The following is a 26,185-nucleotide window of genomic DNA, read 5'->3' as shown; positions in this document are numbered from 1 at the left end:
AATACAAGGTTATGGAAGCGTTGATAAAACTATTACAGGCAATGTCTTATCCGACTATGGTTTTTGTCGGTTTGGCAATCAGGCTCTTTGTCGGTATGCGACAATTCAACCGAAGGGGCTTAGGTGGATTGCAGCATTTCAATAACTATTTAGTGGGTTTAATCACACTTGCGATAGAATGGATGCTGAAGTGGGCAGCATTAGCCCTTTTGCTGTGGGGATTGTGGGGATGGCTGTTTAGATAACGCAGCACGGAATAAAACTATACAGGACTGTACAGAAATTCTTTTTAACAAAAAAACATTTGACAATGGAAACGACAAATTTTTTCAGCAGCATAGCTGCATTGAATATAACAGGCGACCTGCAAGTAACGATACGGAAAGGAGCAGAAAGTAACTGGATAGTATCGGTTATGCTCAACAATGAGCAGTGCGGGGACGATGCAAGGAAACTGATACCGCCCCTCAATCTAAGAGGAAGTGCCGAAGAACTGGACAACGGTTTCTTTGAACGAATAACAACACCCATACGGACCGTTTCAGGTTTAATGGTGGACATGGAAGGCTTCATGAAACAGTTGGAAGAAGTGAAAAAGCAATCTGCTATGGAAAAAGAAAAGACAGACAGGGAGCGAAAGGAAAAAGAAGCCAAAGAGAAGAAATACAGGGAGGCGATGCAAAAAGTAGATGAACTGGAAAAAGAAGGAAAGCACAGGGACGCATGGATGAAAGTACCTGACCCTTCAGAATATCCCGAACAGGCAGAAGCCATACGCAAACGAAAATCATCCTTATCCTCAAAGTTTGCCCCGGACCTGTTTGGTGCAACTGCAACACCCGTAACTGATGAACAGCCACAAAGCGTTGAAGCGAATGTTGAGGAAGAAGAAATAAATCAATAACCTGTAAAACGAGAAGTCATGTTAATAGCAAAGCATTTAGACAGGATTTTCCTGCTCAAAGAAAACGGAACGGATATAAGGCTTACAGACCCTGAACCTTCATGGAGCGTGGAAGCGGTGATGAACTTCTATGCCAATACCTATCCAGTACTCACCACCGCCAAAATATCCGCACCACGAATTGAAGATGATACGGTGCAGTATCGTTTTGAAAGCGTCATGGGAACAAAAGGTTAATCTTAAAATTTAAAGCAATGGAATATGCAACACAATATTATATCGGGCATCATTCAAATGCCCCAAAAGCAAAGGCAAAGAAAACTCTACAAGCAGTTGGGAGAGTTCACAGCATGGGTACAAAGGACAAAAGATGCACACGAAATAAGCAAGGACAAACGGAAGTCAGTACCACAACAGATGTTGCCAATGGTTTTTTAAGAACCACCTTCCTGCCTAAACTGGAGGCGATGAAAACGGTACAACCTGCTACGGAAGTGGAGAAAATAGAAACTGATTTTTATTGCTCCCTGTGTGCAGTTGCCAGGCATTACAACGGCTTCGAGCCTATGGATACAAGGACGTTTGGCTATCCCTACAATATCGCCCTTTCTGTATGGGAAGTGGATAACCATTTAAAACGGAACATTAGAAACTGGAATTGCTTGCGTTTGGTACAGGACGATAAGGGAAAGACCTTTTTTATAAGCGAGGAACAATACAATACTGGAACAACCTTGTTTTATATTCCCGTTATACCGTTATATAAAATGCTCAAAGACCCGAAGACAAAAAGAGCAGCCCGATTATTATTATCCGTATTTGCTTATCTGTATCATGTAGCTGATATACCTTATTACAGGCAGGAGGATGCTTACCTCTATTGGCAATACGAAATGATTGCCGATTGGATTGAACAGGACGATGAAGCAGAATTGGACAGCCGTAAAGAGGAATTAAAGGTTGCTCAATGGTGCGGTGAAAAGATGGAGCAGAAAATATTCAACCGTAAAAACCTTGATGTGTTTGCAGAACGGATAAAGGCATTTATACCTACAAACGATTTTGAACAGGAGTGCCTGAATGTAGCAAAGGGAATGTTTGCACTTTATACTGATTATCCTGCAACAACGGTTTTCCAAAACGCAAAATATGTACAGGATGAAGAAGAACAGGAGGACGAAGTAATTGCAATGAGGAAATATATCTCGTTTATAGCCGATGTAAAGGGATGGCTATATGAAACGGTTGCTGAAAGTGTAAACAATGAGTTCAATGAATGTGGTACAACAGAAGAACCTACCATATTAAAAAAGTTTAACGGTACAGCAATCACCGATTGCAGTCTTGAATTTGAAAACAGGTTATTCCCATTGATAGACGATTTATGTTACCTGCTGAATAACGATTAAAATAATTACTATGAAAGATGTAATGGAAAATATCGGCAAACTTTACCATCCTAAAACGGCTTTGGTATTTTATGAAGCAAAAGGAATGAATGTAGAAGTCTATGTAGAGTATTTTGATATGGATAAGAATGGTAGTCCCATTAATGCACATCCCCTAACCGTTAAGGAAGCACAGCGTTTATCAAAAGCACTGGACACAACGGGCGAAAGGAACAAGGCTTTTCTGAAACCTAAAAGCATTATCGCTGCAAATATCCTTTACACAGACCCATCTGAAAACGGCTTTGTGATGTGGTTTACAAAGGCGACCTGTAAAAATCTCTTTTTCGTTGAAGGGTTAGGCATTTCAAATGGTAATGCGAGCGTACCCGCATTACTTTGGATAGCCAACAAAGAAAAGCTGTATATCTATGCCCTGAAAAGTGACAGGAGGCCGACCGAAACCACACCACTTTATCATGCTCCGTTTTTCAATGTCTATGTAGAAGGAAATGTATGTATGGGTACGGTGGATGTCAATATCAGGAGGTCAGCGTCATTAGAGGAATTTACAGCCGCATGGGAAGCCTATTTCTTTAACAGCTATTTCAGTCACCTGATGCAAAATCATAACCCCATACACGGTAACTGTGTGAGCCTATGGAAGAAGCTGCGGAAGACTGGAGAGCCATTTCCGAAAGAGGTATTGAAAAAGACAGACAGGACAATAAAAAATATACTACGATGAAAACGGACAAAATAAAAGTGCATTTTACAGACAACGACCTGATTGCCCCAACCAACCCCATTGAGGTAAACCTGATAGGGGCTGGAGGCACAGGTTCAAAGGTGCTAACCGCATTGGTAGAAATGAATTACAGCCTGAATGAATTGGGACATGCAGGGATAGCGGTGAGGCTTTGGGATGATGATATAGTAACAGATTCCAATTTAGGCAGACAGCGGTTTGCTGAATGTGAGGTAGGACTATATAAGTCCGTTGCCCTGATAAACCGTTCCAACAGATGGGCTGGCACGAACTGGAAAGCTGAAACCACAAAGTTTGAAAGGGATAGTTTGGACAGGTTGCCCGAACATGCACAGGCAAGTATTTACATTTCCTGCGTTGATAGCGTAAAGGCACGATTTGAAATAGCTGAGATACTTAAAGGACTGAATAGTTACAGGGCATACCGCAATCAAGCCAAATATTGGATGGATTTCGGCAATAGCCAGTCCACAGGGCAGGTGCTACTATCCACTATCGGCAGTATCAAGCAACCAAAGTCTGAAAAATATCAGGCGGTGGCAAGCCTGCCATTTATTACAGATGAATATGGCGAACTGCTGAAACGGTCTGAAGAAACAGATAATACCCCAAGCTGTTCACTGGCTGAAGCATTGGAAAAGCAAGACTTGTACATTAATTCCTCCCTTGCCCAAATGGGTTGCTCCCTGCTATGGAACCTTTTCCGCAACGGAATGACCGAAAATAAGGGCTTCTTTCACAACCTTGCCAACTTTACCACCCAACCGATAAAGGTCGCCTAAAGCCCCTCCCAGGCGGCGCATCGGCATTCCTTTCCCCGTAGGCGGAACACCGCTGCGCGAAGAAGCGGTGCAGCCACTTATGCAAAACCGTCCTCACTACCTTTTAGTCCGTTCATCCGTTTCCGCATAACAGACTGCGGCATTATTAATCATCTATATTACTGGAGATGGTCTTTCTTATTTGAGGCTGCAATTATGTATTTGTAAATTCTTCAGTTCTTGCTTTCTATGAGCATCTAAGATTCCTCTTCTTCATCTGATTTTGTAGCCCATTCCAGATGTTTTATTATACCTTTTTGTAGGCTCAAAAGGAAAGGTATTCCTTCGCTTCTCACTATGCTATTGGGATTGCAAATCTCCAGAAGAGTGCTTAAAGAATTAGCAAACCAGGCATAATTTCCTCTAAGTGGAGGGATTGCCTGCACATTCAAATACCTGATAGCACCAATAAGTATCTCATCACCATCCGGCAAACCCTCCACTTGATAATAATTTTGATTTGCGATTTCAATAAACTTATTGGTCATTTCATTTAATTCAGAAATATCTTCTGGAAGCCTTTCAATAGGAGCCGAATCCTTATCCCACATCAAGTCTTCCGCTAACATAAAGCAAACCTCAAGTAATTTGTTCTCGTCCATGTTATACTTTTAAATCATTACGATTGTTAGAGATTATATTTATGCGTCTGGGAGCTTTATCTAAGCATTTACTCTGGCATACACCAGCGGTACTATTCCTCGTAATAATTGAATTGCTGGTGACAAAAGCATTTCCTGATATTGATGCAGTCCCTTTTCTCCGTGAACAATGTTACACCGGATTGAATAAAGCGTTTTCATTAAAGCAAGGATTTTTGTCGCAGGCACTGCTGATTGCAATCCATTGATAAGTTGTTGGTCGCGGTTGGGCTGCGGTGTTCCTCTATTCAGGTCAATATTGAAATGAGGCATCGCCTGATATAATGCCTGGATTTGGTTGTCAAGTCCTTGCTGTGTTAAATAATGGGCAATAGCAGCAGCTCCAAGAAAATCAATTGTAAAAGTAGTAGCTCCCGCTCTGTCACCAACTTGTTCTCTCGCATTACCAGTTTCCTGAGCTTTTTTTATCGGAACGATATTGTACAGGAAGTTATAGTTGATAAATAAGGTTACGTATTTATCAATAAGGCTGGCAACATCCTCATCTACTATATTATCGGCTTTCTGAAGCCACCTGTTATAAAAATCCTGTTGATCTGGTGATAGCATATTTTAGATTAATTTGATGCTTTCAAATCTACGGCAATTCACTCCAATGTTGTAAGATTCTGTTCTGTAAATCTTAGAATTGCGTCGGTACTTGGTAATGGTAGTGTGAATTAATTATTTAGAACAAAATATTATATTTTGCAACAGTCTATTCAAACCCTGTAAAGAAATTGTCTGATGAATGATATGTCACTTTTTGAAAAGAAAGAAAGAACATTAGATGGGCCTGCTAAATACAACGTAGATACCTATCAGTACTATAACGATAGTGCCAGGCAAGACATGGAAGTTATAAGACAGTTACTTGAAAAGTGGTTTTCGCATTATCCCGATGATGAAAAGCAAGACCTAAAGACACGATTTCAAGCCTCATTTGATGCCGCATTTTATGAGTTATATATCTATACACTATTCACGAAGCTGGGATTTTCATTATCAATACACCCTGATATTCCCGGCACATTAAAACGTCCGGATTATCTTGCTACAAAAGATGGGGAGTTTCTATTTATCGAGGTTAAACACATGACAATGCGATCCCAAGATGAGCGGTCGCTTGAAAGGAAAAAGAATACACTTCTCGATTCGTTGGATAAAATTGATGCATCGAATTTTTTGTTGAAACTGGATGAAATCGTTTTCAAAGATAACAGCCAGCCAAGTGGAAAAATGATCGTCCGTTATTTTAACCAAGCCATTTCATCGTATGATCCTGATATATATACAGACCTTTTAAGTCAACGTGGATTTCAGGCAATGCCTAAAATTGTATATGATGATGATAAAGTCAAAATAGAGTTGCAGTTAATTCCAAAATCGCCATTACATCGTGGAACTAATTCCCGTTCCATTGGCACTCATCCGATCGTTACCCAAATAGGTAATGATAGCGAGGATATAATTACTGCTTTGGAATCAAAAGCTACGCGCTATGGAGCATTAAATGCTCCGTACATTATTTGTCTAAATAAGCAGAGTATTTCTCTTGATATTATAGAAGTGCAGGAGGCGCTATACGGCTCATTGCAAATTTCTTGGCGTGATATTCCTGACAACCGGGATGAAAGATTAGAGCTTTCAGGAAATGGTTTTTTTGGTTCAAAAAATAATCCCAAGTTTACAAGAGTGTCAGGAGTATATATTACCAACGCCAATACGGCTAATTTAGCCACAACTGTAGATCACGCATTCCGACACAACCCATTTGCACAGTTTCCGACCTATATGGTAATTGACAAGCCGGTGCAAGACTTGTTGAGCATACCTCTTGATTACCCAATGCCATCTAAAATCTGATTCTATGACAGACGCCGAATTGATGGTTAGAGCATCCATTCAAGTTTTTCTGGCAAAAGCAGATTACCCCAAGCCAGAAGGTTTTGGTTCTTGCTGTGTAATCGTTTACCAAAACCGAAGGTTTTTTATTTCAGTTTCGCACGTTACTGATGCAGAAGGATACACCACTTTTTTAGAGACTAATCAACCATTTGATAAGAGGGGGCCAATCATTCAACCCATAGGAGGTATTTGTTACTTCGATCAGATAAAGGTAACGAAAGACATGTCTCTGGAGGACTTTGAATCGGTATTACAGCAAGGCAAAAGATTGGATATTGCGTTTGCTGAAATTAAACATAATATAGAGCTGCTGCAACCTGAAATGGATTTTAAAGCATTTAAGGTGGAAGCGTCAACAAAGTTGCCGTTGTTTATGGAGGATGCTGCTATGCCAACCAAAGACGAACGGTATGGTTTCTTTGGAAAAGTTAGGCATAGCTATAATGGAATACAACTTTCCATGATACCAACCTTGAAACATAGTTTAAAGTTCCATCGCACTAAAGGAGAATTTTATATGTTCTTGGCTCCCCAGATAATATCCGATAGCGAGGATTATGAAGGATGCAGTGGTGCGCCTATTTTAGATAGTCAATGCAGAATTGTGGCTCTTGCCTGCGCAGTACACACTGGTACCAGGATTATTTATGGGTTCCCGATTCAAAAGTGTAAGGAATTATTAGACTACGCACTGCAAACTGGTATGCTATAGTGTCGTATCTTAAATATTGAAAATCAGCATATTGTATTGTAGTATTTTGAGTGTATTTTTTATTTAAAGTTCGCACAACAGCTTTAAATCCGCTAAAAAGTGGTTCGAGTTTTGTACCACAGGGTTCACTAAGACAGTAAAGGCTTTCAGCGGTAAAATGCGGAAAGCCTTTTTTGTGCCTACCTAACAAATTACCTAACATCAGGCGTAATTGTTTTTCCCAACTTAACAGATATTGTAATGCTACAATTCGGTACAGATAATATCTCTTTAGAGCGGGTATTAGGAAGGAAATCACGGGGAGAACACTTAAATATTTTCGCCAGTTCAAATAGGAAGACTATCTTGGTGGTATTGCGGCGCATGCCCATGTTAACACGCCGCTGCCAACTAACTTGCAAGCGCAGCCGTTTAAATATGAGCACTCTATAGCTCCGTTAAAACATTGATAGTACCAGCAATCTGGATTTGATTTTTGTTTCCCTCCGCCCCTAACTTCCTTCATTTCGGAACGAGAGACTACAGAGAATTGTATTTTAGTCTTCATATTTGGTGGTTATATACCTAAGATAATGCAAGTGATTGAATCCTAACCGCAGCATGTATAACATACACATAGAAATCCCCCTACCTTATCATAAGGAATGGACCATTAATATTAGACAATATAGAATTGAAATATGCTCAAATGGGATGTATAAGTTTAGTCTTACGACGGGCACTTTACAATCAATCAACACTTGTCCTTCATGGAAAATTGATGGAAGCAATATCAAAAACTGTCCCACAATTCTAAAGCTTAACGATTAAAAAGGCAAATCGCCGCAACTTGATTTATTTATTCATCATTTTACTTTGAGTTTCTTTACAAACTGCAATCAAGGCTCGGCTGATACTTTTAACTTTGCGTAAAACTCCTAATATGAAATTCCTCAACAATTATCCTGTAGTATCGCGTGCTGAAATGAAGGACATTCTGGGTGGTGGTGTTTCAGTAGATGTAAGATCGATCTGCCAATTAAAGCTTTGTTCTAACTGGGACGAATGTGGCGAACGACTAAGTAGATGCGAATGTGTAGATGAAGTTTGCCAAACCGTTTTTTAAACTTCCTTTTCCGTGAACAGGCGTCATGCTGCTCTACAAAGGCATTGCAGTAATTACACGAGGCTACCATATTCTTTTCATCCAATAGGTTCTCGACACTTGTTTTGCCTCCGGATGATGTATTTTTTAGGCGCGGCCTAACACCCAAGCGTGCGGATCATGCACGGCTTATCTTATCAAAAAGGGAGGAGTTCTCTGCATACCCCCGATTATCCTGCTGTTCTTTCTTAATGACGGTTCGGATTTTCTCCGCTTTTTTTCGTTCTCTTTCTCAGCTTACAATTTCATTTGTCGTCGCTCTTTGCTATTTTTGCAAGTAAATACTTGCGTATCATGGAAGCACGAAGAGACGTATTTCAGGCTATTGCAGATCCGACGAGAAGAGCTATTATCGGTATGATTGCAAAGCAACCTGTCAATGTCAACACCATTGCGGAACAGTTTGATGTTAGTCGACAAGCCATATCACTACATTTAAAAATATTAACAGAGTGTGGTTTGCTGAATATGAAGCAACAAGGACGTGAACGTATTTGCGAAGCAAGATTGGAAAAGCTAAATGAAGTAAACGAATGGATAACACAGTACAAACAATTTTGGGAAACCAAATTTGACGCATTGAGTAAGTTTCTTAACAACATTAACAATAATAACGAATCAAAATAATAGCTAATAAAATACTGATTATCGAACGTAATTATACTAAGCATCATCAAGGAGCTCTCATTATTTTGCATAGAGGGACGTAGCCGACAACAGCAAAGTAGGCCGACGGTTATTCAAGGGTTTAGTTATTTAATTGTTTCTAATTGATTAATTAATGGTAAACCAAAATTCGAAAGACAAACGGAATATTTCCTTAATAGAAACCCGGAGAACAGTCTATCTTCACTACAAAAACGAATTTTTTAGTATTATCAAGCTCGCTTACGTTGCGTAGTAGAAACACTACCATCAAACAGTAGGTCAGGCTATCCGTTGCATCTTTTATATGCCAAAGTATTACAAAAGGATATCGCTGCTACGCTTTCTACTCCCGAGAATGATACATCAAAATGTCATTGCACTCATTTATCCATGCAAAAAAAGTCAAATTCGCCCGATGGTACACAAACGCACCTAATAGAAGGGCACGAGCCTAGGCGATCGCAATAAAAAAAATAGCACTGGGGAGCTAATATTTGTTTTCCTCCACCTTTTATGGTTTTCATCTCAGTACGTGATACCAGGGAGAATTGTTCCAAATTTTTCATTGGTTTTATTTTTAAGATTAAAGAATATTTATTGTACTGCACAATCTGTTCTATATTATAGAGGAAAAACTGCATTCAGTCGGTAATCTATCCTGAATGTAGCTTTCACTTCTGTATGTAATTCTACGTGGATTTCTCAAGTACTTTCATAACTAAATCTACCCTAAACTTCTATTTCTAAACACATTCACCGCTATCTTCGGGATGGTTTATGCAAATGCAGGCCAACGTTAATGGTTTTCATTTCATTACCAGATACTGCCGGAAACTTTTCCTGTACTTTCATATTTTTCGGGTTTGTACCTTACAAGATAAGGTATGCCGGTGCCCCTACATTGCAATATGTTTCGCATACACATACAAACCCGTCTGCGCTACACGGCATGTTTCTATCCGTCATGGGAGCGTGATGGTGATGATGTACATACTATAACCAGGTATGAAAACGTCTGATGAACCAAGTTTTTACCAGCTGAGTCAATATACAGTAAGACAGCAATATTCCGATTAGCCACGGAAAATACCCAATAGGTAATGGTTGCATTTTTAATGCTGCGGCAAAAGGAGAGAACGGAATAGCAATGCCTATCAGCATGATCAGCGTAGTCAGCGCTACTACGGGCATTGCCGCCCAACTTTGTACAAAGGGTATTTGGCGCGTGCGTATCATGTGTATGATAAGCGTTTGTGACAACAAGCCCTCAATAAACCAACCACTTTGAAAAAGTGTTTGATGCTCAGGTGAGTTCGCTTTAAAGATATAAAACATCACTGCAAACATTGCAAAATCAAAAATGGAACTTATGGGCCCTATGAACAACATGAATTTTGAAACATTTCTTGCATCCCACTTTTTGGGCTGTGTTAAGAAATCCTCATCCATTCTATCCCATGGAATAGATACCTGCGAAATATCGTACAGTAGGTTTTGTACCAGCAGGTGAATAGGTAACATAGGTAAAAAGGGTAGAAATATACTAGCCCCCAGCATACTAAACATATTGCCGAAATTGCTACTGGCTGTCATTTTTATGTATTTAATGATATTTCCGAATGTCCGACGTCCATAGATCACCCCCTTACGCAGTACCAACAGGTCCTTTTCTAGCAGGATGATATCGGCGCTCTCTTTAGTGATATCAACGGCAGTATCGACGCTGATACCTACATCAGCTTCCTTTAATGCTGCTGCATCATTTATACCATCCCCCATAAAGCCTACGGTATGGCCTTTGCTTCGCAACGCCTTTACCACCCTAACCTTCTGAAGCGGGCTTAACTTAGCAAATACAGACACACTATCAATTTGCTCCTGTAAATCCTTATCATCCATCTTTTCGAGATCGCTGCCATTGATAATATGTTGAACAGGAATACCTATATCGCTACATATTTTCTGCGTTACTGTTTCGTTATCTCCGGTAAGGACTTTTATACCGACACCTAATTTCTGCAAGGCTTCAATAGCAGGTTTTGAAGATGGTTTTGCGGGGTCAAGAAATCCGATAAAGCCTGTTAATGTCATATTTTTTTCGTCGCCTACAGAATATGTCAGTGGATGTGTACCATCAAATTCCCGGATAGCTACCAGTAATACCCTTAATCCCTCTTCATTCATTTTTTTAGATGTATGCAATACAACATCTCGCCAACTATCATCCATCGGCACAATTTTATCATTTTCAATGTGCAGACTCCTATCCTCACCGGGACTAAAGGCACTGCTACATAGTTCCAGCATCTCTTCTACAGCCCCCTTGCAAATAAGCAAGTGCTTTCCGTTTCGCATTTTCAGGATCACCGACATACGTCTGCGCTGAAAGTCAAAGGGAATTTCATCAACTTTTACAAAGTACTCTTCCACCTTCAAATAATCGTGAAGCTCAACATGTTCCAATACTGCTTTATCCAATAAGTTCTTAAGTCCCGTTTGGTGGAAGCTGTTGAGGTAAGCCCATTTTAGCACTTCATCATCTTCAATACCGAAAACATTCAGATGCTTTTCAAGCACGATCTTGTCAAGCGTTAATGTCCCTGTTTTGTCAGTACACAAAATATCCATAGCCCCGATATTTTGAATGGAATTAAGACGCTTTACGATCACCTTACGTTTGCTCATATTGACGGCACCTTTGGCCAGATTTGCCGTCACTATCATCGGAAGCATCTCAGGTGTTAATCCAACTGCTACTGCAATAGCAAACAGCAATGCCTCCGCCCAATTACCTTTTATCAGTCCATTTGCCAGGAAAATAACGGGCACCATCACTAACATAAAGCGGATAAGTAAAAAACTGATCTTATTAATCCCTTTATCAAAACTTGTTTCAGGACGTTCTCCTGTAATTGACTTACTGATACTGCCGAAATAGGTATAACTTCCTGTCGCTACAATTATAGCTGTAGCTGAACCGCTGACAACATTAGTTCCCATAAAGGCAAGGTTATTCAATTCAGTCGGTTGCTTTTTATCCGCGTCCCGTATAGCTAAGTTGCTTTTTTCCACAGGCAAGGCTTCACCGGTAAGCATACTTTCACTCACGAAAAGATCCTTGCTGCGTAGTATACGGCAATCTGCAGGCACCATATCTCCTGCTGACAAAAAAACTACATCTCCGGGAGCCAGTTCACTGATGGGCAACTCTATCTTTCGATCAAATTTCCGTAAAACGGTAGCGGTTGTTTTCACCATGCTTTTCAGCTTCTCTGCAGCCTTATTACTTCTATATTCCTGTATAAATCTTAGCAAAGCACTTACCACGACCATTATAGAAACTACCATCACGGTTTTAAAATCACGTTCCTTCTCTGGTGGCAGCCAAACATCTATAATAAATGATACAGCAGCAATACTAAGAAGTATGTATATAAATGGATTAAGAAATGCATGCAACAACTGCACATACCAGCGCAATGCCTTTTGATGTTGCACTTCATTATAGCCAAATTTTAACAAGCGTTCATCTGCTGTAACCTTTGTTATACCATCCTCACTGCTTTCGAGCATAGCATATACAAATTTCTCATCCTGTTTCGAAGCATTCTGTAGCTTTAATACAGTACCTACATGCATTCCACTCTCACTAATAGTAGAATGAAAAGAGGGCCTTAGTTTTTCTTGCCACTTCTTCATATCGTCCTTTTTTCTATTGAATAATAAATAGCACAATTCCTATAACCATCATTACCAGTAATACTTTTTTTACCCAAGGCAGTACTTTCAGCCGATTGCCTTTTCCGGCAGACCAACCAATTATCAATATTATAGCCTGGGCTGTCATGCTGAGGAGGAAAGCAGCGCAATCAGGTATTTCCAAAGCGGACAGAGAAAAGCCCGATACAAACACATAAACAGATGTAGCTAAAGCAATTTCTACAAAACCATTCAGCCCGAACGAGATGCCGATTTTCCCATTTCGCCATAATCTGAGTTCCTGATACATCCTGACTGCAGTAGCTGCCAGCAGTGAAAGCGCCATCCATTTGCCCACTTCGTGGGCTCTACTTAGCACAATTTTTGCCAGCCAGTTACCATACTTAAAAAAAACCATTTGCATGTTTAAGAGCATAAATAACAGGACAGGCAATTTCCCTGGCTTTATCGTGCCGGTAAGACGTCCGCTCATGGCAGAAAGCATGAGATTGTCCGACGCAATTCCGACAACAACAAGGATCGCCGGTATATAGCTGGCTGTAATCATTCACAGATCTGTTTGTGTTCCAGTAATTTCCCAGCTTACCTTTGTCACCTTATCTTCTATAGTTAACCGGCTGGCAACTTGTTCCATAAAGCTATCCCGTGGCGTACCCGATTTTATTTCAGCAGTGATGACCACGTCAGACAAGCCGATATTCTCATCACTTGACAGCGATTTAAGCAGTAACTTTTCGTCATTGCTGAGCATTTGCATCAGTAATACTCTAATGTGGTTTTCCACATCTGTTTTACATCTAATAGTGAAAAGATAATCTGTTTGTACAGCCATCAATTTGGTAAAGGTTGCCCGGCTTAGCCGCATATCTACCGGGCGTAGTATAATATGCGTGAGCATGACAGCAGCTGAAACAATCCCACCTTCCGAAATCATTCCTACTCCACACAATGCACCTACGGCAGCAGAACACCAGATTGTTGCCGCTGTATTAAGCCCCTGAACGTTTAGGCCATCCTTCATGATAACACCTGCACCCAGAAAACCAATACCACTCACCACATAGGAAGCTATTCTGCCAGTGGCATCTCCGCCGATTTTTATTGATAGCAGGACAAAAGCAGCCGACCCCATTGAAACCAGTGTGTTCGTTCTGAGCCCCGCACTTTTCTGCCGCCATTGACGTTCCACACCAATTGCAGCACCGAATGCCAGGGCAACAAGCAGCCTGGTAGAAAATTGTAAAACTTCCATTTTCCCGGATTAATTTGCTGAAACGGGAGCAAAATTCCGGATATAACGGCGTAAAAGCAGTTAGAAGTCCAACAGAAAAAAATTAGAATTTTATCAGAGCGCGTCTGGCAAGCGAAGGAAAACATAGATATGTGCCATTCTATAACGTGGCGTTGGTCAAGCCGCAAACAATGGTTACAAACAGGGTAAAGTAATATCAGTGTGACCTGTAGCAAGGAGAATATCGTCTTCCTTCATTTCATTATTCGGCTTTCAAAATAAACCCCATTCCTGAGCGGGTATGAATAAGTTTTCTGGTAAAGTCCCGGTCTATCTTTTTGCGGAGATAATTGATGTACACGTCAATAAAGTTTGTACCTGTATCAAAATGGGTTTCCCACACTTTATCAGCAATTTCTACACGTGATAACACCCTATCAGGATGCTGCATCATATATTCCAGCAACTTAAACTCCTTTGGTGTCAGTTTTATCTCTTTCCCCTCCCGTCTTACTATCTTTGTATTGAGGTTCATTTCCAGTTCATCATATCTTAAAACAAAAGCATAGCCGGCGGCTGATTTCTTCTTTCGTTTCAATAACGCCTGCACACGCGCAATAAGTTCCCGCATCTCAAATGGTTTTACCAAATAATCATCCGCTCCTGCATCGAAACCTTCTACCTTATCATCGGTAGTACCAAGGGCCGTAAGCATGATAATCGGCATATCCGGCATTGTTTGCCTGATCAGCTTACAAAGGTCTATACCATCTATTTTAGGCAATATTATATCGGTTATAATAAGATCAAAATCACCCTGCAACGATAACTTCTTCCCGGAAAGACCATCGTAGGCCACAGTTACGGCGAAATCCTGTTTATCCAATCCTCTTTTGATCAGACCGGCCACTCTTTGATCGTCCTCTATTATTAATATTTTCATTAATACAAATTTACACTTTAGATGACGATTTGCGATATAAGTACCAATAAAAATGGGCAGAATGCATATCATTCCACCATTCTCAAGCCAAGCTGCCATAGCGATTTTCTGAACGCCTAAAACTGGCGCGGTTTCTTTTTTTGCCCCGCATGCACAGCGATTTCTTCTATATGTTTTTGCCGGGTTTGCTGAAAAACTGATGTGCGATTTCTTCATCTATCTTCATCTTCGTACTATCTATCCATCCAAAACACAGGGCTACATCAACGGCATCGCTCCAGGATACAGAGGGTTTGCCTGATGCTTTAGTATAGGAGACAAGCCATACAGCTTGTTTCGAAAGATGGTTCTTTTCTAACCATTTTCGCCACGCTGCAAGGCTTGTCGGATAAAAAACTTCAGTTCCCTGCATATTACTTTACAACTGTTGCTTCAAGTTCTATGGTTAAAGTGGCAAATAACTCTTTAACACCAAGCAAGGTAGTGGCTTGCTGGATGTTGTATTTTTGGATAAAAGGCACATAAATGTCCATACAGGTTGTAAAAAAATCTTGTGTTGATGTTGTATAAACATTCAGCCTTACGATATTCTTACATTCGTAACCGGATTCTTTTATCAGCTCTTCGAGGTTCTGGATGGTTTGAATAAGCTGTGAGCGCATATCTGCACTGCTAGGAATACCATTGGCATCTATAGCCACCTGCCCGGAACAGTAGAGTGTTCCTGCTACGTTTTTCACTTCAACGGCTTGTGCCGAATTTGTGTTTCTACCCCATTCCCAAGGGTTAAAAATTTGCTTTTCCATTTTATTGACTATGTTTTTATTATTGATAGTGCAAAGCTAAAATGGGGTCGCGACAGCCTTATGTCAGGGGTATAAAAAATTAGTAGTACTTGTCAAAATACGCTTGTAAAGTCATTTTATGAGGCTCAAATTTCTCTGCAAGCACTTGCATCTTTTTAATTCTGTCCAGGCGAAAATACCTAAATGTCTTCCGTAATCGACACCAGGCAATGAGGAGCCAGTTTTCATTTGTGCTTATTAAAGCGAATGGTTCAATAATTCTACTTGTAATTTCATGCTGTTCGTTCGTGTATTGAATATCTATCAGGAAATAATTAGTCAGGGCACGTTGTAATTCTGAGATATTATTGCTATTCCGCTCTCTATTTTTATTTTGTTCAAAACGAGTACGATCAGCAAGTAAGTTAGCCTTGTCTTTCTCTGATTGCCTTAATACGGCCTTTATTTTGTCAATTGCTTCTGTATAATCTTTTATGAAAGACGCATCCTTGTTTTTCAGTACCAATTGCTCAGCAAGAATTAGTGCATTGGCCTGACTTTCAGAAAACATTACAGGCGGAATTTTATAACCTTCCATTAGTGTGTATCCTTTTCCTTCCTCCGTAAGAATTGGTACACCAGCTTGTTCCAAGGCTTTGATATCCCTGTAAATGGTACGTACACTCACTTCGAATCTCTCAGCAAGCCCTGGAGCTGTTAAAAGCCTTTTTGTCTGCAACTGGGTCAAAATTGCAGTCAATCTCGAAAGTCGTTTGGTGTCGTTTTCGTTCATGTTATGATCCCCGGTTGTAGTTAAGGCAAATTTCGAAGTTTTAGTATTAACCTTGCCGGCATCGTTGATTGTTTCTTGCGAAACAGGCTTTCCCGAACCATAATTAATCACCTTAAATGGATGCTTATTCACATTCAGTAAAACAATCAGGCGCCTACCTTCATTAATACTTTTACTTACCAAACGTGTGATATCAAAAGTAATATGTTCTTTCTTATTTGATTGTAATAATTGCCGTGTAGCGCTATTCTTTGAAAAACTAGCCCTGCCAGCGTAACGGGTGAGAAAGAAATATTTACTGTCCGGCAGCAGTTCGTATAATGCCAATGAGACGTCCATATCCCTATTGTTGATTGTCGCTACCAGGTCGCTGAGGTATTTCTACCTTACCTACATTCGACCATATTTTATTTTTGGTCGAATATTATTTATCTTTGCATTTATTAAAGATAGACGTGTCAAATAAACGAACTCAGATACTATTAACTGCGCAGAAGCTTTTCCAGGAAAAGGGGCTCGGCATGGCGACGATGGAAGATGTAGCCAGGGCGGCTGGCATGGGAAAGAGCTCTTTATATTATTACTTTAAAAGCAAAGAAGAAATATTTAACGCCGTATTGGAAACGGAAATCAATGAGATTTTGCTAGAGACCATGAAGCGGATCAGTAGCCAGACTCACCTACTTGGAAAGCTGGTAGCGTTTGCTACCGTTAAATTTGAGATGGCAAGAAAGCGTAAATCTCTATATAGTGCCATGGAGGCAGGTATGGATGCTGAAGCCTTATCCAGGTATAACGAGCTGAAGAAAAAAGTGCATTTGAAATACCTGGAAAGAGAAAAAATCATATTACAACAGTTGCTTATACACGGAAGTGATACTCGTGAAATCAGCGCATTAGGTGTCAAGGAATTGGAGCAAGCGATATTTATCTTCCTGTCTGCGCTCCGGGGAATGAACCGCGAAGTAAATCTGTATGGCACGATTGAGCAGGCAGATGAGCTGATGCCGGCGTTTTGCCAACTTTTCTATCAGGGACTACAGTAAAAAAATTTGCACAAAATTCGACCAAAAATAAAATTTGGTCCAAATAAATGAACTTTCAAAATACATTCAGGGTTTTTAAGTCCCGTAACTATAGCCTATTCTTCTACGGTCAATTGATATCCCGGATAGGGATGTGGATGCAGCGTACGGCGGTGATATGGGTTGTTTATTCGCTAACTCACTCCGTTTTCCTGGTAGGCCTGACGACCTTTGCAGAGCAATTTCCTTCTTTCTTATTATCACCAGCAGGAGGCATCGCCGCCGACCGTTACGATCGTTACAAGGTACTGATGGCTACACAGATCGTCTCGGCTCTACAGGCCGTTGCACTGACTTTGGTATACTACTATAGTGCGGATCCGGTATGGGGTATGTTAGGCTTGAGCGTACTCCTGGGCCTGGCCAATGCTTATGATGTACCGTCAAGACAAGCCATGGTAAACGATATTGTACCTACTACAGCAGATCTGGCAAGTGCTATCGCCATGAACTCATCTCTTAATAATCTGTCGAGGCTGGTAGGGCCTGCTTTGGCAGGTATAATACTAGCCAAATATGGAGCAACAGTCTGCTTTATCTCGAATGCAGTCAGTTTTGTGGGGGTCATCATTTGCCTGACGATGATGGATTTTCCTAACAAACAGTTTATTAAGCGGGGTAAAAACGCCTGGACAGATTTCAGAGAAGGGTTAGCATATACAAGATCGCAAAAAGAGATCAGCCGGATCTTGTTGTTATTAAGTGTGATATGTCTGTTTGTAGCCACCTATAACACGTTGCAAACCTATTATGCACGTGATGTATTCAACGGAGATGCCTCTACTTATGGCTTTATCAACGCGGCTACAGGAATAGGAGCACTTACGAGCACGCTCTTTCTGGCTTCGCAAAAAAGCAGTCGTCGGCTGAAAAGTATACTTTTTGTCAATCTAATCGTTTTAGGGGTAGGTTTAATACTAATGTCTTATATGAGTATACTGCCCTTATACCTGGTGTTATGTTTTGTCTGTGGATTTGGCACCATGTCGGTATTACCCATCTGTAATACGGTAATCCAAACGGTATCTTCTGAATCGATGCGAGGGCGGGTTGTTGGTTTTTTTGCAATGGCTGCTTTCGGCACATTGCCATTAGGCAGTCTGATAGTAGGTTGGCTGGCTAAAATTGTGCATCCTCAGCTGTGTACCTTCTTTCAGGGTGTCGTGTGTCTGTTGATCACCGTAATATTTACCGCTTCTTAAAAACCGAATATAAATCGCCAGTAGCGGCAACCCGGAGCAATTGTTCTGCTACGGCTTGAGCTTCAAGACAATTTTTTTGACTAGGCGGGTAAAATGGCAGAGGTTGGCCTAGCTAGTTTGCGCAGACAGACTGAGGTAACGTTGGCCTATAAAACAAACCCGGCAAGCAAACTGATATAATTTATATTAAATCGACTTCTAATTAGATAATTTCCAGGAATTATTTCATTAGTTTGTTATAATTTTAAAAATTATATGCGGTAAATTGTATTTGGTTAACGGAACAAATCATTTCACCACAACTTTTTATGCCATTGTTTGGGATTCCTGATGAATCATAAAAAATCATTGTCAACCATCGAAGCATACGGGAATTGGAGCTGATTCACTTATTTCAGCAGGGCGACCGCAAAGCATTGCATCAGGTATATGCTTTATACCAAAGGCCACTCTGTTTTTTCACAGAGCAGTTGATTACGGATACCATGGCCGCAGAAGACATCGTTTCCGAATGTTTTATTAATGCATTTCAGAGAAAAGAGGATTTTCCTTCACTGGGCCAACTAAAGTCTTTCCTGTTTACTGCTGCAAAAAACGCTGCGCTTAATTACCTGAAGGCGCAGAAGCGGCATGATGCCATCCATCATACCATAGAGAAAGCAGGAGAGCGGTTTTCTATAGATGTGGAGAATGCTTATATCAAAACCGAAGTGATGCAACTCATCTTCCGCGAAATAGAGCAGTTACCGCCGCAATGCCAACAGGTAGTACGTCTGTCTGTCCTGGAAGGCAAGAGCGCGCCTGAAATAGCTGAAGAGTTAAAAATGGCGTATCAAACCGTGCTTAATCAAAAAGCGAAGGGAGTGGCATTATTACGCACTGCCATCCTCCGAAACAAGTTACTATCCTTACCTATGCTGCTTTCTGCCTTAAAGATCCTTGACCGGCAAAAATTTTTTTAAGAATTTATAAATAGACCGGTATAAATAGACGGGTTAGTTGTTTTAGTAGTATAGCATGACGGATAACAATCACCACATTGCCGTATTAATCGGCAAATTCCTGGATAACAGCTTAAGTGCCGAACAGCTTGGCACTTTGGAAGAATGGATCAATGCGTCTGATAATAATCGGGATCTTTTTACAGAATTGACTGATCAGCAGCAACTGACCAACCATTTGCAGCGATTTTATGCCTACGACTCAGTAAGGATAACACACAAGATCGGTGAGGCCATTCCTCAATTCCTGGAGTCTCCTGTTATACCGATACGTACTACGCTCTTCAAGAAGAAATGGGGCTGGGCTGCTGCTATATTATTACTGCTAGCAGGCAACGCTTACTATTGGTCTACTCATCAGGCCAACACGCCAGCCCAATCAGTTGCCAGCCATATCGATATCCAGCCTGGCACACAGGGTGCCATCCTTACGCTCGCTGATGGAAAACAGGTTGTGCTTGATAGTATGAACAGTGGTGTGGTAGCCAATCAGAAAGGCGCTTCCATAGTATTGTCCAAAGGCGAGTTAATTTATGATCCTACCACTAACAACAACGCCGATCTTGAGTATAATACAATGACCACCCCCAAAGGACGACAATTCCAGGTAACGTTACCCGACGGTACAAGAGCATGGCTGAATGCAGCCAGCTCAATAAGATATCCTACCGCCTTCACCACAAATGAAAGAAGAGTCGAAGTAACGGGAGAAGTATATTTTGAAGTAGTAAAGAACGCGAATAAACCATTTTTTGTAAGCATAGGAGATAACGCTGTTATAGAAGTGATCGGCACTTCATTTAATATAAATGCTTACGACAACGAACAATTTATCCGCACTACATTGATAGATGGGAGTGTAAAGGTCGCCATTGCTTCGGCAACCAATGACAATAGTCTTGTACTGAAACCAGGACAACAGGCCAGGATCACTGATAAGAAAGTAAATCTGGCAGACAAGCAGGATATTGACAAAATAATGGCGTGGAAAAATGGCTTCTTCAATTTTGATGGAGCTGATCTGGAAGAAGTAATGCGACAACTAGAGCGATGGTATAATATAGAGGTAGTATATGAAAATGGTATACCACATACCCGGTTTATTGGAGAAATGAGTAGACAGATAGCCTTAACGGATCTGTTAGAAATCTTAAAAAGAACGGAAGTCGACTTTAGAGTTGAAGGTCGGAAATTAATTGTACTGAATAAATAACAACACTTAAGGATGAAAAATTTCAGCTGGTAAAACCGGCCAGGGAACGTATTGCCTGAAAATAACCAGAGAAAAAACCGTCACGGATTGCGGCCGCGACGGTAAACGACTCGGCTATTCAAATGGTCTATTGCTATTCGCATTTATTAACAACCAAATCTCATGCAAGTTATGCAAAAAAATCGCTATTGGCCACCGGACTACACGGGGAAACGGAGTGGCCCAACCAAAATCTTTCTCGCTATGCGTCTGACTGTCCTTCTATTAACAACTGCCATGCTGCAGGTATCAGCTGCAGGGCATGCACAAACCGTTACCATATCGGGTAAAACTATACCTATTAAGCAAGTATTTTCCACCATCAAACAACAAACAGGTTATGTAGTTTTTAGTAATACCAATACCATCAACGAGTCTGCAACGGTATCGCTTTCAGCCAGGGACATGCCATTGGAAGACTTACTGGATACCATGTTGAAAGATCTTCCTGTCAGCTATTTGATCAAAGATAAAACTATTGTATTGTCAAGAAAGACGATGGCAGCACCAGCTGTGGCACCACCCACTACCATCTCTGGTACTGTTCGCGCCACCAGTGGAGAACTACTTCCAGGGGTCTCTGTACGCATTAAAAATACCGTTACCGGAACGATAACATCCGGTGATGGGGCATTTTATTTTACGCACCTTCCGGAAAATGCCATTCTCCAGATCACTATGTTAGGTTTTGAGACACTGGAAGTCGGCATTCGCAAATCAGCCAACGGCTATACTGCTTATACTGTCAATAAGGCACAGACAGGCTCTCTTCTTGTAACAGACGGGAATAACCTGGTATTGAACATCACTTTGAACAGGAAGGATTATGAGATGAACAATGTGGTGGTGACCGGTTACATGAATGTAAACAAAGACAAGTATGTAGGTGCTGTATATTCGGTGAGGGCTGACTCTATCAAGATAGCCGGCGAAACTACTATTGACCAGATGTTACAAGGCGTGGTACCTGGCATGTCGGTGATAGTACAATCAGGGCAGGTGGGCGCTAATACCAAGATCCGCATCCGAGGCACTTCTACCCTGCTGGGTAACCAGGAACCACTATGGGTCGTAGATGGCGTGATACAACGTGACCCGCTCCCTATCCCTAGTGGCAGTGGCTCATTAGCCGGAGATCTTAAGGAATTACGTCTCCTGGCATCCAACGCTATTTCCTGGTTAAACCCTAATGACATTGAAACGATCACAGTACTGAAAGACGCATCAGCAACAGCGATCTACGGTTCTCAGGCCGCTAATGGCGTCATCGTACTGACTACCAAGAAAGCCCGTCCGGGCACTTTATCCGTATCCTATAACAATAGCCTTTCAATCGGCCAGCGTCCCAAATACAGCATGTACGACCTGATGAATTCGCAGGAGCTCATGCAGTTCTCAAAAGATATCTATGACGGGCGTGATAGCTATACCAATACCTTACTACCTATCGGATATGCTGCACTGATCCAGCAATTGCAGAATAAACAGATTGACTATGCTACCTATGTACAAAAATACCGGCAGCTGGAACAGCAGAACACCGACTGGTTCGCATTATTATTCCGCAATTCTTTTAACCAGAACCATAGTATCAGTATTTCAGGAGGCACGGAGAAGATCACTAACCGCACTTCACTGAATATGCAGCAACAGAGGGGTGAAGCTGAAGGCAATGACCTGAGTACGTTCTCCGCCTCTTCGAATACCACCCTCCATTTCGGTAAACGGTTGACAGTCAATTTCCTATTGGTAGGAACCATCCGCGAAACAGATGGGTTTGCATATGGTGTAAGCCCATTTGACTATGCCTATAAGACCTCCAGGACTATTCCTATGAGTAATGCGGACGGCACCTTTTTCTTTCATGAAAAACTGGGAGAAGGCAGCACGATATATCCCAACAAGTCCTCTTACCTGTACAATATCCAGAATGAGATAAACAATACCGGCAGTAAAAACACGTCTGCCACCTTGGGAGCTACGCTCGACGTACGTTACGAATTAGCCAAAGGGTTAGAGTACCAAGGATTATTAGCTTATACGACCGCTTCTTCCAATGTAAAATCCTATGCTACGGAGCTCTCCTATTATATCACTCAGACAAGGGGATATGAGTTTGGTACCGTGTTAGCTAATTCACCGGAAGAATTGAGCAGCCGTTTGCCTTTTGGAGGATTGGCACAAATAGAAAGTGCTTCCAATAAAGGTTATACTGTGAGAAACAGCCTGGTCTATAACCGCTACCTTGGCACCCGGCATAACATTACTTTACAAGGAGGGTTGGAGGCCAGATCGAACCTATTAGAAGGCAGCACTAACACCCGTTATGGTTACCTGCGTTATCGTGGCGAGAGCTTCGCTCCGGTGCCATTAAAGCCGCTATTAACGGTACGGGGCGATGCACCGGATCTACATGAAGCCATGCGTATAAACTCCCGCATTGTCAATCAACAAAGTAATTATCTGAGTGAGTATTTCACGGCTGTGTATAGCTATGACTCCCGATATATCTTCAACTTCAATGCCCGTCTGGATGCCTCTAACCGTTTCGGTCAGGATAAGAACAAACGTTTCCAGCCTACCTGGTCAGTAGGTGGGCGCTGGCGCGTCGCGAATGAAAAATTCCTACGCACCAGTAAGTGGCTGAATGCATTTGACCTTTCCGCCACTTATGGTTACCAGGGTAATGCCGTAGAAGCTGTATCTCCTTACCTGATCGCTACTGACGGAGGTCTGAGCAATATTTTCAAACAATACACACTTAACATCAAGTCTTTACCATACCCCGAACTTGGCTGGGAGAAGACAAAATCCTGGAACCTGGGTATGGACCTCTCTTTGTGGAATGGCCGTATCAATGCCACTGCCAATTATTTCAGAAAAGTAAGTGATGTGTTGGCCTCCAGGCAAGTGCCTGTTGAAAACGGTATGAATGCAGCTACCGTATTTGGTTCACGTATGGAGAACATAGGATACGACCTGATCGTCAGTGTGATCCCTATCCGCACCAAAAATTTCACCTGGCAATTTTCAGTTAATACAGGCAGGGCTGTCAACCGTCTGACTCAGAATCAGCGGGTGAATACAAGAGAAGACTTCCTGTCTGGCAATGCGATCGTCAATGGAGAAGCCTACTCAACGTTCTACTCTTATTCGTATGCGGGACTGAATCACAACACGGGCATCCCCATGTTTAACTATATGAACATTAAGCCAACGGGCAATGACCTGGACTTTCTGGTTAAATCAGGGAAGCTGGAACCTGACTTCTCGGGTGGTTTCAACTCGAGCATACGGTATAAAAACATCACACTGTATGCACAGTTCGCCATGGCATTTGGGGCAACAAAACGCCTGCCTGTTTATTATAACATGAGTGGCGCCCCTACGCCGGAACAGAATGTGCCACGTATTCTGAAGGATCGATGGAAAAATCCCGGCGACGAGCAGTATACCAATATACCGGCAATTCCTCCCGGTAATCCCCGTTATTTCGAGATCGAACTACCGATTTTGAACCCAACGATGGTCTCTCCTTATTCACTGTTCAATACATCAGACTATATGACGGCCAGTGCGGATTTTGTTCGTTGCCGTTCTATTTCTCTGAACTATGAATTTAATCCGTCTCTATTAAAAAGGGTTCACATAAAAAGGCTGAGTGCTGCATTTAGCCTCACCAATCCGTTCCTGATCACCTTTGATAAAAAGTGGAGAGGATATGATCCGGAAACAGCCGGGTGGCCTGCCCGTAGAATGACGTCCTTATCTTTTAACGTGACTCTTTAATATTGAAGCGCATGAAACTTACATCTTTGTTAGTCAGTGCTTTGGCTGGCATGCTGACATTAAGCAGTTGTTCCAAATTCCTGGAGGAAAAATCCCAGAGTGAGGTGATCCCTAAAACAGCTTCAGATTTCAGGGAGTTATTAATCGGATCAGGTTACATGAGTAATGAGGAGCCTATGCGGTTTGTCTATTTCATGGATGATGATGTAGACCTTTTTATTGAATATGCTAATGGGCAGGAATCTCCAGTGGGAAAATATGATGCAAAATATAACTACCTGTATTATACCTGGCAGCCAACAATGGCTGACCGAAATGGTGTTGGAGATCTGATCAGTGAAGACCCGGGGTCTACTGCCTACGCCAAGTACTATAAATGGATAATGGGGTGTAATGCAGTGTTGGACAACATTGATAAAGCCATCGGTACCCAGTGGGAAAAGGACCGGGTAAAAGGAGAGGCGTTAGCAGTAAGAGCCTTCTATTATTTCCGGCTAGCTAATCTATATGGTGAACCATACAACCAGCGTCCTCAATCGCTATGTGTACCGCTGAAGCTTAATTCCGGTATTACTGAGGCACCGATGCAACAGCAGACCGTAAAAGAGGTATATGACCAGGTGGTCAAGGACCTGAATGAAGCCGTACGCCTGATGGACCCCATACAAGTGGCTCGCAGGGACTTTCACATTAACCAGCCCGCTATCCATATCCTGTTGTCCAGGGTATACCTCTACATGGAGAAATATGCGGAAGCAGTATCGGAAGCCAATAAGGCATTCGAGCAGGGTAGTGTTATCGTTGATCTAACTGGTCTTGATCATCATAGCTGGCTTACTTACAATAACCCGGAAGTGGAGTGGGTATTTGGTGGTAATACACAACCTAATCAGTCCACTTATATTCCATCTGCCGCCTTCCGTGCTTCTTTTGATCCAAATGATGTGAGAATAACAAAAGGTATCCAGGTACAAACGCAAACCTTTGTACCATTGGTAACAAAATTACCCACCGGCGGAGACCTTGGCCAAACCATACGTGCACCGGAAGCCTTACTTAACCGGGCAGAAGCGAATGTACAGTTAGGCAAATTGCCCGAGGCACTCCGGGACCTGAATAATCTCCGTCGTTCACGTATTGTCGGTTACAACGATGTTTCCATAGCTGACAAAGCAGCATTGTTACTCGCAGTAAGAGAAGAACGAAGGAAAGAATTCTGTTTTGAAAACTTCCGTTGGTTTGACCTGCGCCGTTATGGTATGCCTGCGATCACACATCGTTATCAACATGAACTGGGAGCACCCATACTTCAATACAAACTGGGAGAGAAGGACCCTATATATACCCTCCCCTTCCCCAGCAGTTTACTACAAAGAAACCCAGCATTAAAACAAAATCCTTCCGGCCTGATGCCTGACAGGATAGGACAATAATCATCAACAGTAATAT

At 41.7% G+C, this 26,185-nt stretch carries 24 protein-coding genes; 15 read left to right on the top strand and 9 right to left on the bottom strand.

From position 1 onward, the window contains the following. The first annotated feature begins 11 nt into the window (after window positions 1-11). From KTO58_RS27955 to KTO58_RS27930, 6 genes are all read left to right on the top strand, one after another. Window positions 12-245 (top strand): hypothetical protein, encoded by a 234-nt coding sequence (locus KTO58_RS27955; RefSeq protein WP_095836250.1) that lies wholly within the window; start codon window positions 12-14, stop codon window positions 243-245. 65 nt (window positions 246-310) lie between these two features. After that, the gene (locus KTO58_RS27950) at window positions 311-904 is read left to right on the top strand and encodes a prtrc system protein e (RefSeq protein ID WP_225859952.1); all 594 of its coding nucleotides are present in this window, start codon (window positions 311-313) and stop codon (window positions 902-904) included. Window positions 905-922: 18 nt separating this feature from the next. After that, window positions 923-1,141 (top strand): PRTRC system protein C, encoded by a 219-nt coding sequence (locus KTO58_RS27945; protein ID WP_095836251.1) that lies wholly within the window; start codon window positions 923-925, stop codon window positions 1,139-1,141. A 17-nt stretch (window positions 1,142-1,158) separates the two neighbouring features. Beyond that, window positions 1,159-2,313 (top strand): hypothetical protein, encoded by a 1,155-nt coding sequence (locus KTO58_RS27940; RefSeq protein ID WP_095836252.1) that lies wholly within the window; start codon window positions 1,159-1,161, stop codon window positions 2,311-2,313. Window positions 2,314-2,323: 10 nt separating this feature from the next. Beyond that, a complete protein-coding gene (locus KTO58_RS27935; protein WP_095836253.1) occupies window positions 2,324-3,040 on the top strand; it encodes a PRTRC system protein B in 717 nt (238 codons plus the stop codon). Beyond that, on the top strand, window positions 3,037-3,843 hold the full coding sequence (locus KTO58_RS27930) for a PRTRC system ThiF family protein (protein ID WP_095836254.1): 807 nt from the start codon (window positions 3,037-3,039) through the stop codon (window positions 3,841-3,843). Before KTO58_RS27935 ends, KTO58_RS27930 begins: the two co-directional genes overlap by 4 nt. A 236-nt stretch (window positions 3,844-4,079) precedes the next feature. Here the strand turns inward: KTO58_RS27930 and KTO58_RS27925 are convergent, their stop codons facing one another. Together KTO58_RS27925 and KTO58_RS27920 are read right to left on the bottom strand one after the other, a co-directional pair. Continuing rightward, complete coding sequence (locus KTO58_RS27925) at window positions 4,080-4,484, bottom strand: hypothetical protein (protein ID WP_095836255.1); 405 nt, start codon at window positions 4,482-4,484, stop codon at window positions 4,080-4,082. A gap of 60 nt (window positions 4,485-4,544) precedes the next feature. Next, complete coding sequence (locus tag KTO58_RS27920) at window positions 4,545-5,093, bottom strand: hypothetical protein (RefSeq protein WP_095836256.1); 549 nt, start codon at window positions 5,091-5,093, stop codon at window positions 4,545-4,547. A gap of 177 nt (window positions 5,094-5,270) precedes the next feature. On the opposite strand from KTO58_RS27920, the gene KTO58_RS27915 reads away from it, so the two are divergent. From KTO58_RS27915 to KTO58_RS27905, 3 genes are all read left to right on the top strand, one after another. Continuing rightward, complete coding sequence (locus tag KTO58_RS27915; RefSeq protein WP_095836257.1) at window positions 5,271-6,389, top strand: hypothetical protein; 1,119 nt, start codon at window positions 5,271-5,273, stop codon at window positions 6,387-6,389. A gap of 4 nt (window positions 6,390-6,393) precedes the next feature. Beyond that, complete coding sequence (locus KTO58_RS27910) at window positions 6,394-7,143, top strand: hypothetical protein (RefSeq protein WP_095836258.1); 750 nt, start codon at window positions 6,394-6,396, stop codon at window positions 7,141-7,143. A gap of 1,438 nt (window positions 7,144-8,581) precedes the next feature. After that, on the top strand, window positions 8,582-8,914 hold the full coding sequence (locus tag KTO58_RS27905) for an ArsR/SmtB family transcription factor (protein WP_095836259.1): 333 nt from the start codon (window positions 8,582-8,584) through the stop codon (window positions 8,912-8,914). Window positions 8,915-9,928: 1,014 nt separating this feature from the next. Here the strand turns inward: KTO58_RS27905 and mgtA are convergent. From mgtA to KTO58_RS27875, 7 genes are all read right to left on the bottom strand, one after another. After that, window positions 9,929-12,634 (bottom strand): magnesium-translocating P-type ATPase, encoded by a 2,706-nt coding sequence (gene mgtA / locus KTO58_RS27900; protein ID WP_095836261.1) that lies wholly within the window; start codon window positions 12,632-12,634, stop codon window positions 9,929-9,931. A gap of 13 nt (window positions 12,635-12,647) precedes the next feature. Beyond that, a complete protein-coding gene (locus tag KTO58_RS27895) occupies window positions 12,648-13,202 on the bottom strand; it encodes a hypothetical protein (RefSeq protein ID WP_095836262.1) in 555 nt (184 codons plus the stop codon). Further along, window positions 13,203-13,907 (bottom strand): MgtC/SapB family protein, encoded by a 705-nt coding sequence (locus KTO58_RS27890; protein WP_095836263.1) that lies wholly within the window; start codon window positions 13,905-13,907, stop codon window positions 13,203-13,205. Window positions 13,908-14,148: 241 nt separating this feature from the next. After that, window positions 14,149-15,045, bottom strand: coding sequence for a response regulator transcription factor (locus KTO58_RS27885; protein ID WP_225859951.1), 897 nt, complete (start codon window positions 15,043-15,045; stop codon window positions 14,149-14,151). Continuing rightward, window positions 14,996-15,241 carry a YdeI/OmpD-associated family protein gene (locus KTO58_RS29010; protein ID WP_503827220.1) on the bottom strand — a complete coding sequence of 82 codons (246 nt, stop codon included), beginning with the start codon at window positions 15,239-15,241 and terminating at the stop codon, window positions 14,996-14,998. The genes KTO58_RS27885 and KTO58_RS29010 overlap by 50 nt, the downstream gene beginning before the upstream one ends. 1 nt (window position 15,242) lies before the next feature. Next, window positions 15,243-15,635, bottom strand: a complete 393-nt coding sequence (locus KTO58_RS27880; RefSeq protein WP_095836264.1) for a RidA family protein — start codon at window positions 15,633-15,635, stop codon at window positions 15,243-15,245. Between the two features lie 79 nt (window positions 15,636-15,714). After that, window positions 15,715-16,746 carry a helix-turn-helix transcriptional regulator gene (locus tag KTO58_RS27875; protein WP_225859950.1) on the bottom strand — a complete coding sequence of 344 codons (1,032 nt, stop codon included), beginning with the start codon at window positions 16,744-16,746 and terminating at the stop codon, window positions 15,715-15,717. Window positions 16,747-16,862: 116 nt separating this feature from the next. On the opposite strand from KTO58_RS27875, the gene KTO58_RS27870 reads away from it, so the two are divergent. From KTO58_RS27870 to KTO58_RS27845, 6 genes are all read left to right on the top strand, one after another. Further along, entirely contained in the window at window positions 16,863-17,453 is a 591-nt protein-coding gene (locus KTO58_RS27870) for a TetR/AcrR family transcriptional regulator (protein ID WP_225860281.1), read from the top strand. A gap of 47 nt (window positions 17,454-17,500) precedes the next feature. Beyond that, entirely contained in the window at window positions 17,501-18,694 is a 1,194-nt protein-coding gene (locus KTO58_RS27865) for an MFS transporter (protein ID WP_095836266.1), read from the top strand. Between the two features lie 374 nt (window positions 18,695-19,068). Then, window positions 19,069-19,656, top strand: a complete 588-nt coding sequence (locus KTO58_RS27860; protein ID WP_157752700.1) for an RNA polymerase sigma factor — start codon at window positions 19,069-19,071, stop codon at window positions 19,654-19,656. 55 nt (window positions 19,657-19,711) lie between these two features. Continuing rightward, on the top strand, window positions 19,712-20,908 hold the full coding sequence (locus KTO58_RS27855; RefSeq protein WP_095836268.1) for a FecR family protein: 1,197 nt from the start codon (window positions 19,712-19,714) through the stop codon (window positions 20,906-20,908). 243 nt (window positions 20,909-21,151) lie between these two features. After that, window positions 21,152-24,736: a SusC/RagA family TonB-linked outer membrane protein gene (locus KTO58_RS27850; RefSeq protein ID WP_198315083.1), complete on the top strand. Its 3,585-nt coding sequence runs from the start codon at window positions 21,152-21,154 to the stop codon at window positions 24,734-24,736. Between the two features lie 11 nt (window positions 24,737-24,747). After that, window positions 24,748-26,169 (top strand): RagB/SusD family nutrient uptake outer membrane protein, encoded by a 1,422-nt coding sequence (locus KTO58_RS27845; RefSeq protein WP_095836270.1) that lies wholly within the window; start codon window positions 24,748-24,750, stop codon window positions 26,167-26,169. Window positions 26,170-26,185 lie beyond the last annotated feature (16 nt).

Source organism: Chitinophaga pendula, from assembly GCF_020386615.1.
Taxonomy (GTDB): Bacteria; Bacteroidota; Bacteroidia; order Chitinophagales; family Chitinophagaceae; genus Chitinophaga; species Chitinophaga pendula.
The sequence above is the reverse complement of the archived record's forward strand: the minus strand, read 5'-3'. Positions and strand labels throughout refer to the sequence as shown.

Coding starts and splice junctions, on each gene's coding strand:
- KTO58_RS27940 (WP_095836252.1), top strand. CDS start 1,159: ATGGAATATGCAACACAATATTATATCGGGCATCATTCAAATGCCCCA.
- KTO58_RS27865 (WP_095836266.1), top strand. CDS start 17,501: ATGAACTTTCAAAATACATTCAGGGTTTTTAAGTCCCGTAACTATAGC.
- KTO58_RS27855 (WP_095836268.1), top strand. CDS start 19,712: ATGACGGATAACAATCACCACATTGCCGTATTAATCGGCAAATTCCTG.
- KTO58_RS27945 (WP_095836251.1), top strand. CDS start 923: ATGTTAATAGCAAAGCATTTAGACAGGATTTTCCTGCTCAAAGAAAAC.
- KTO58_RS27915 (WP_095836257.1), top strand. CDS start 5,271: ATGAATGATATGTCACTTTTTGAAAAGAAAGAAAGAACATTAGATGGG.
- KTO58_RS27920 (WP_095836256.1), bottom strand. CDS start 5,093: ATGCTATCACCAGATCAACAGGATTTTTATAACAGGTGGCTTCAGAAA.
- KTO58_RS29010 (WP_503827220.1), bottom strand. CDS start 15,241: ATGCAGGGAACTGAAGTTTTTTATCCGACAAGCCTTGCAGCGTGGCGA.
- KTO58_RS27890 (WP_095836263.1), bottom strand. CDS start 13,907: ATGGAAGTTTTACAATTTTCTACCAGGCTGCTTGTTGCCCTGGCATTC.
- KTO58_RS27930 (WP_095836254.1), top strand. CDS start 3,037: ATGAAAACGGACAAAATAAAAGTGCATTTTACAGACAACGACCTGATT.
- KTO58_RS27950 (WP_225859952.1), top strand. CDS start 311: ATGGAAACGACAAATTTTTTCAGCAGCATAGCTGCATTGAATATAACA.
- KTO58_RS27845 (WP_095836270.1), top strand. CDS start 24,748: ATGAAACTTACATCTTTGTTAGTCAGTGCTTTGGCTGGCATGCTGACA.
- KTO58_RS27895 (WP_095836262.1), bottom strand. CDS start 13,202: ATGATTACAGCCAGCTATATACCGGCGATCCTTGTTGTTGTCGGAATT.
- KTO58_RS27885 (WP_225859951.1), bottom strand. CDS start 15,045: ATGAAGAAATCGCACATCAGTTTTTCAGCAAACCCGGCAAAAACATAT.
- KTO58_RS27905 (WP_095836259.1), top strand. CDS start 8,582: ATGGAAGCACGAAGAGACGTATTTCAGGCTATTGCAGATCCGACGAGA.
- KTO58_RS27955 (WP_095836250.1), top strand. CDS start 12: ATGGAAGCGTTGATAAAACTATTACAGGCAATGTCTTATCCGACTATG.
- KTO58_RS27875 (WP_225859950.1), bottom strand. CDS start 16,746: ATGGACGTCTCATTGGCATTATACGAACTGCTGCCGGACAGTAAATAT.
- KTO58_RS27880 (WP_095836264.1), bottom strand. CDS start 15,635: ATGGAAAAGCAAATTTTTAACCCTTGGGAATGGGGTAGAAACACAAAT.
- KTO58_RS27910 (WP_095836258.1), top strand. CDS start 6,394: ATGACAGACGCCGAATTGATGGTTAGAGCATCCATTCAAGTTTTTCTG.
- KTO58_RS27850 (WP_198315083.1), top strand. CDS start 21,152: ATGCGTCTGACTGTCCTTCTATTAACAACTGCCATGCTGCAGGTATCA.
- KTO58_RS27925 (WP_095836255.1), bottom strand. CDS start 4,484: ATGGACGAGAACAAATTACTTGAGGTTTGCTTTATGTTAGCGGAAGAC.
- KTO58_RS27935 (WP_095836253.1), top strand. CDS start 2,324: ATGAAAGATGTAATGGAAAATATCGGCAAACTTTACCATCCTAAAACG.
- mgtA (WP_095836261.1), bottom strand. CDS start 12,634: ATGAAGAAGTGGCAAGAAAAACTAAGGCCCTCTTTTCATTCTACTATT.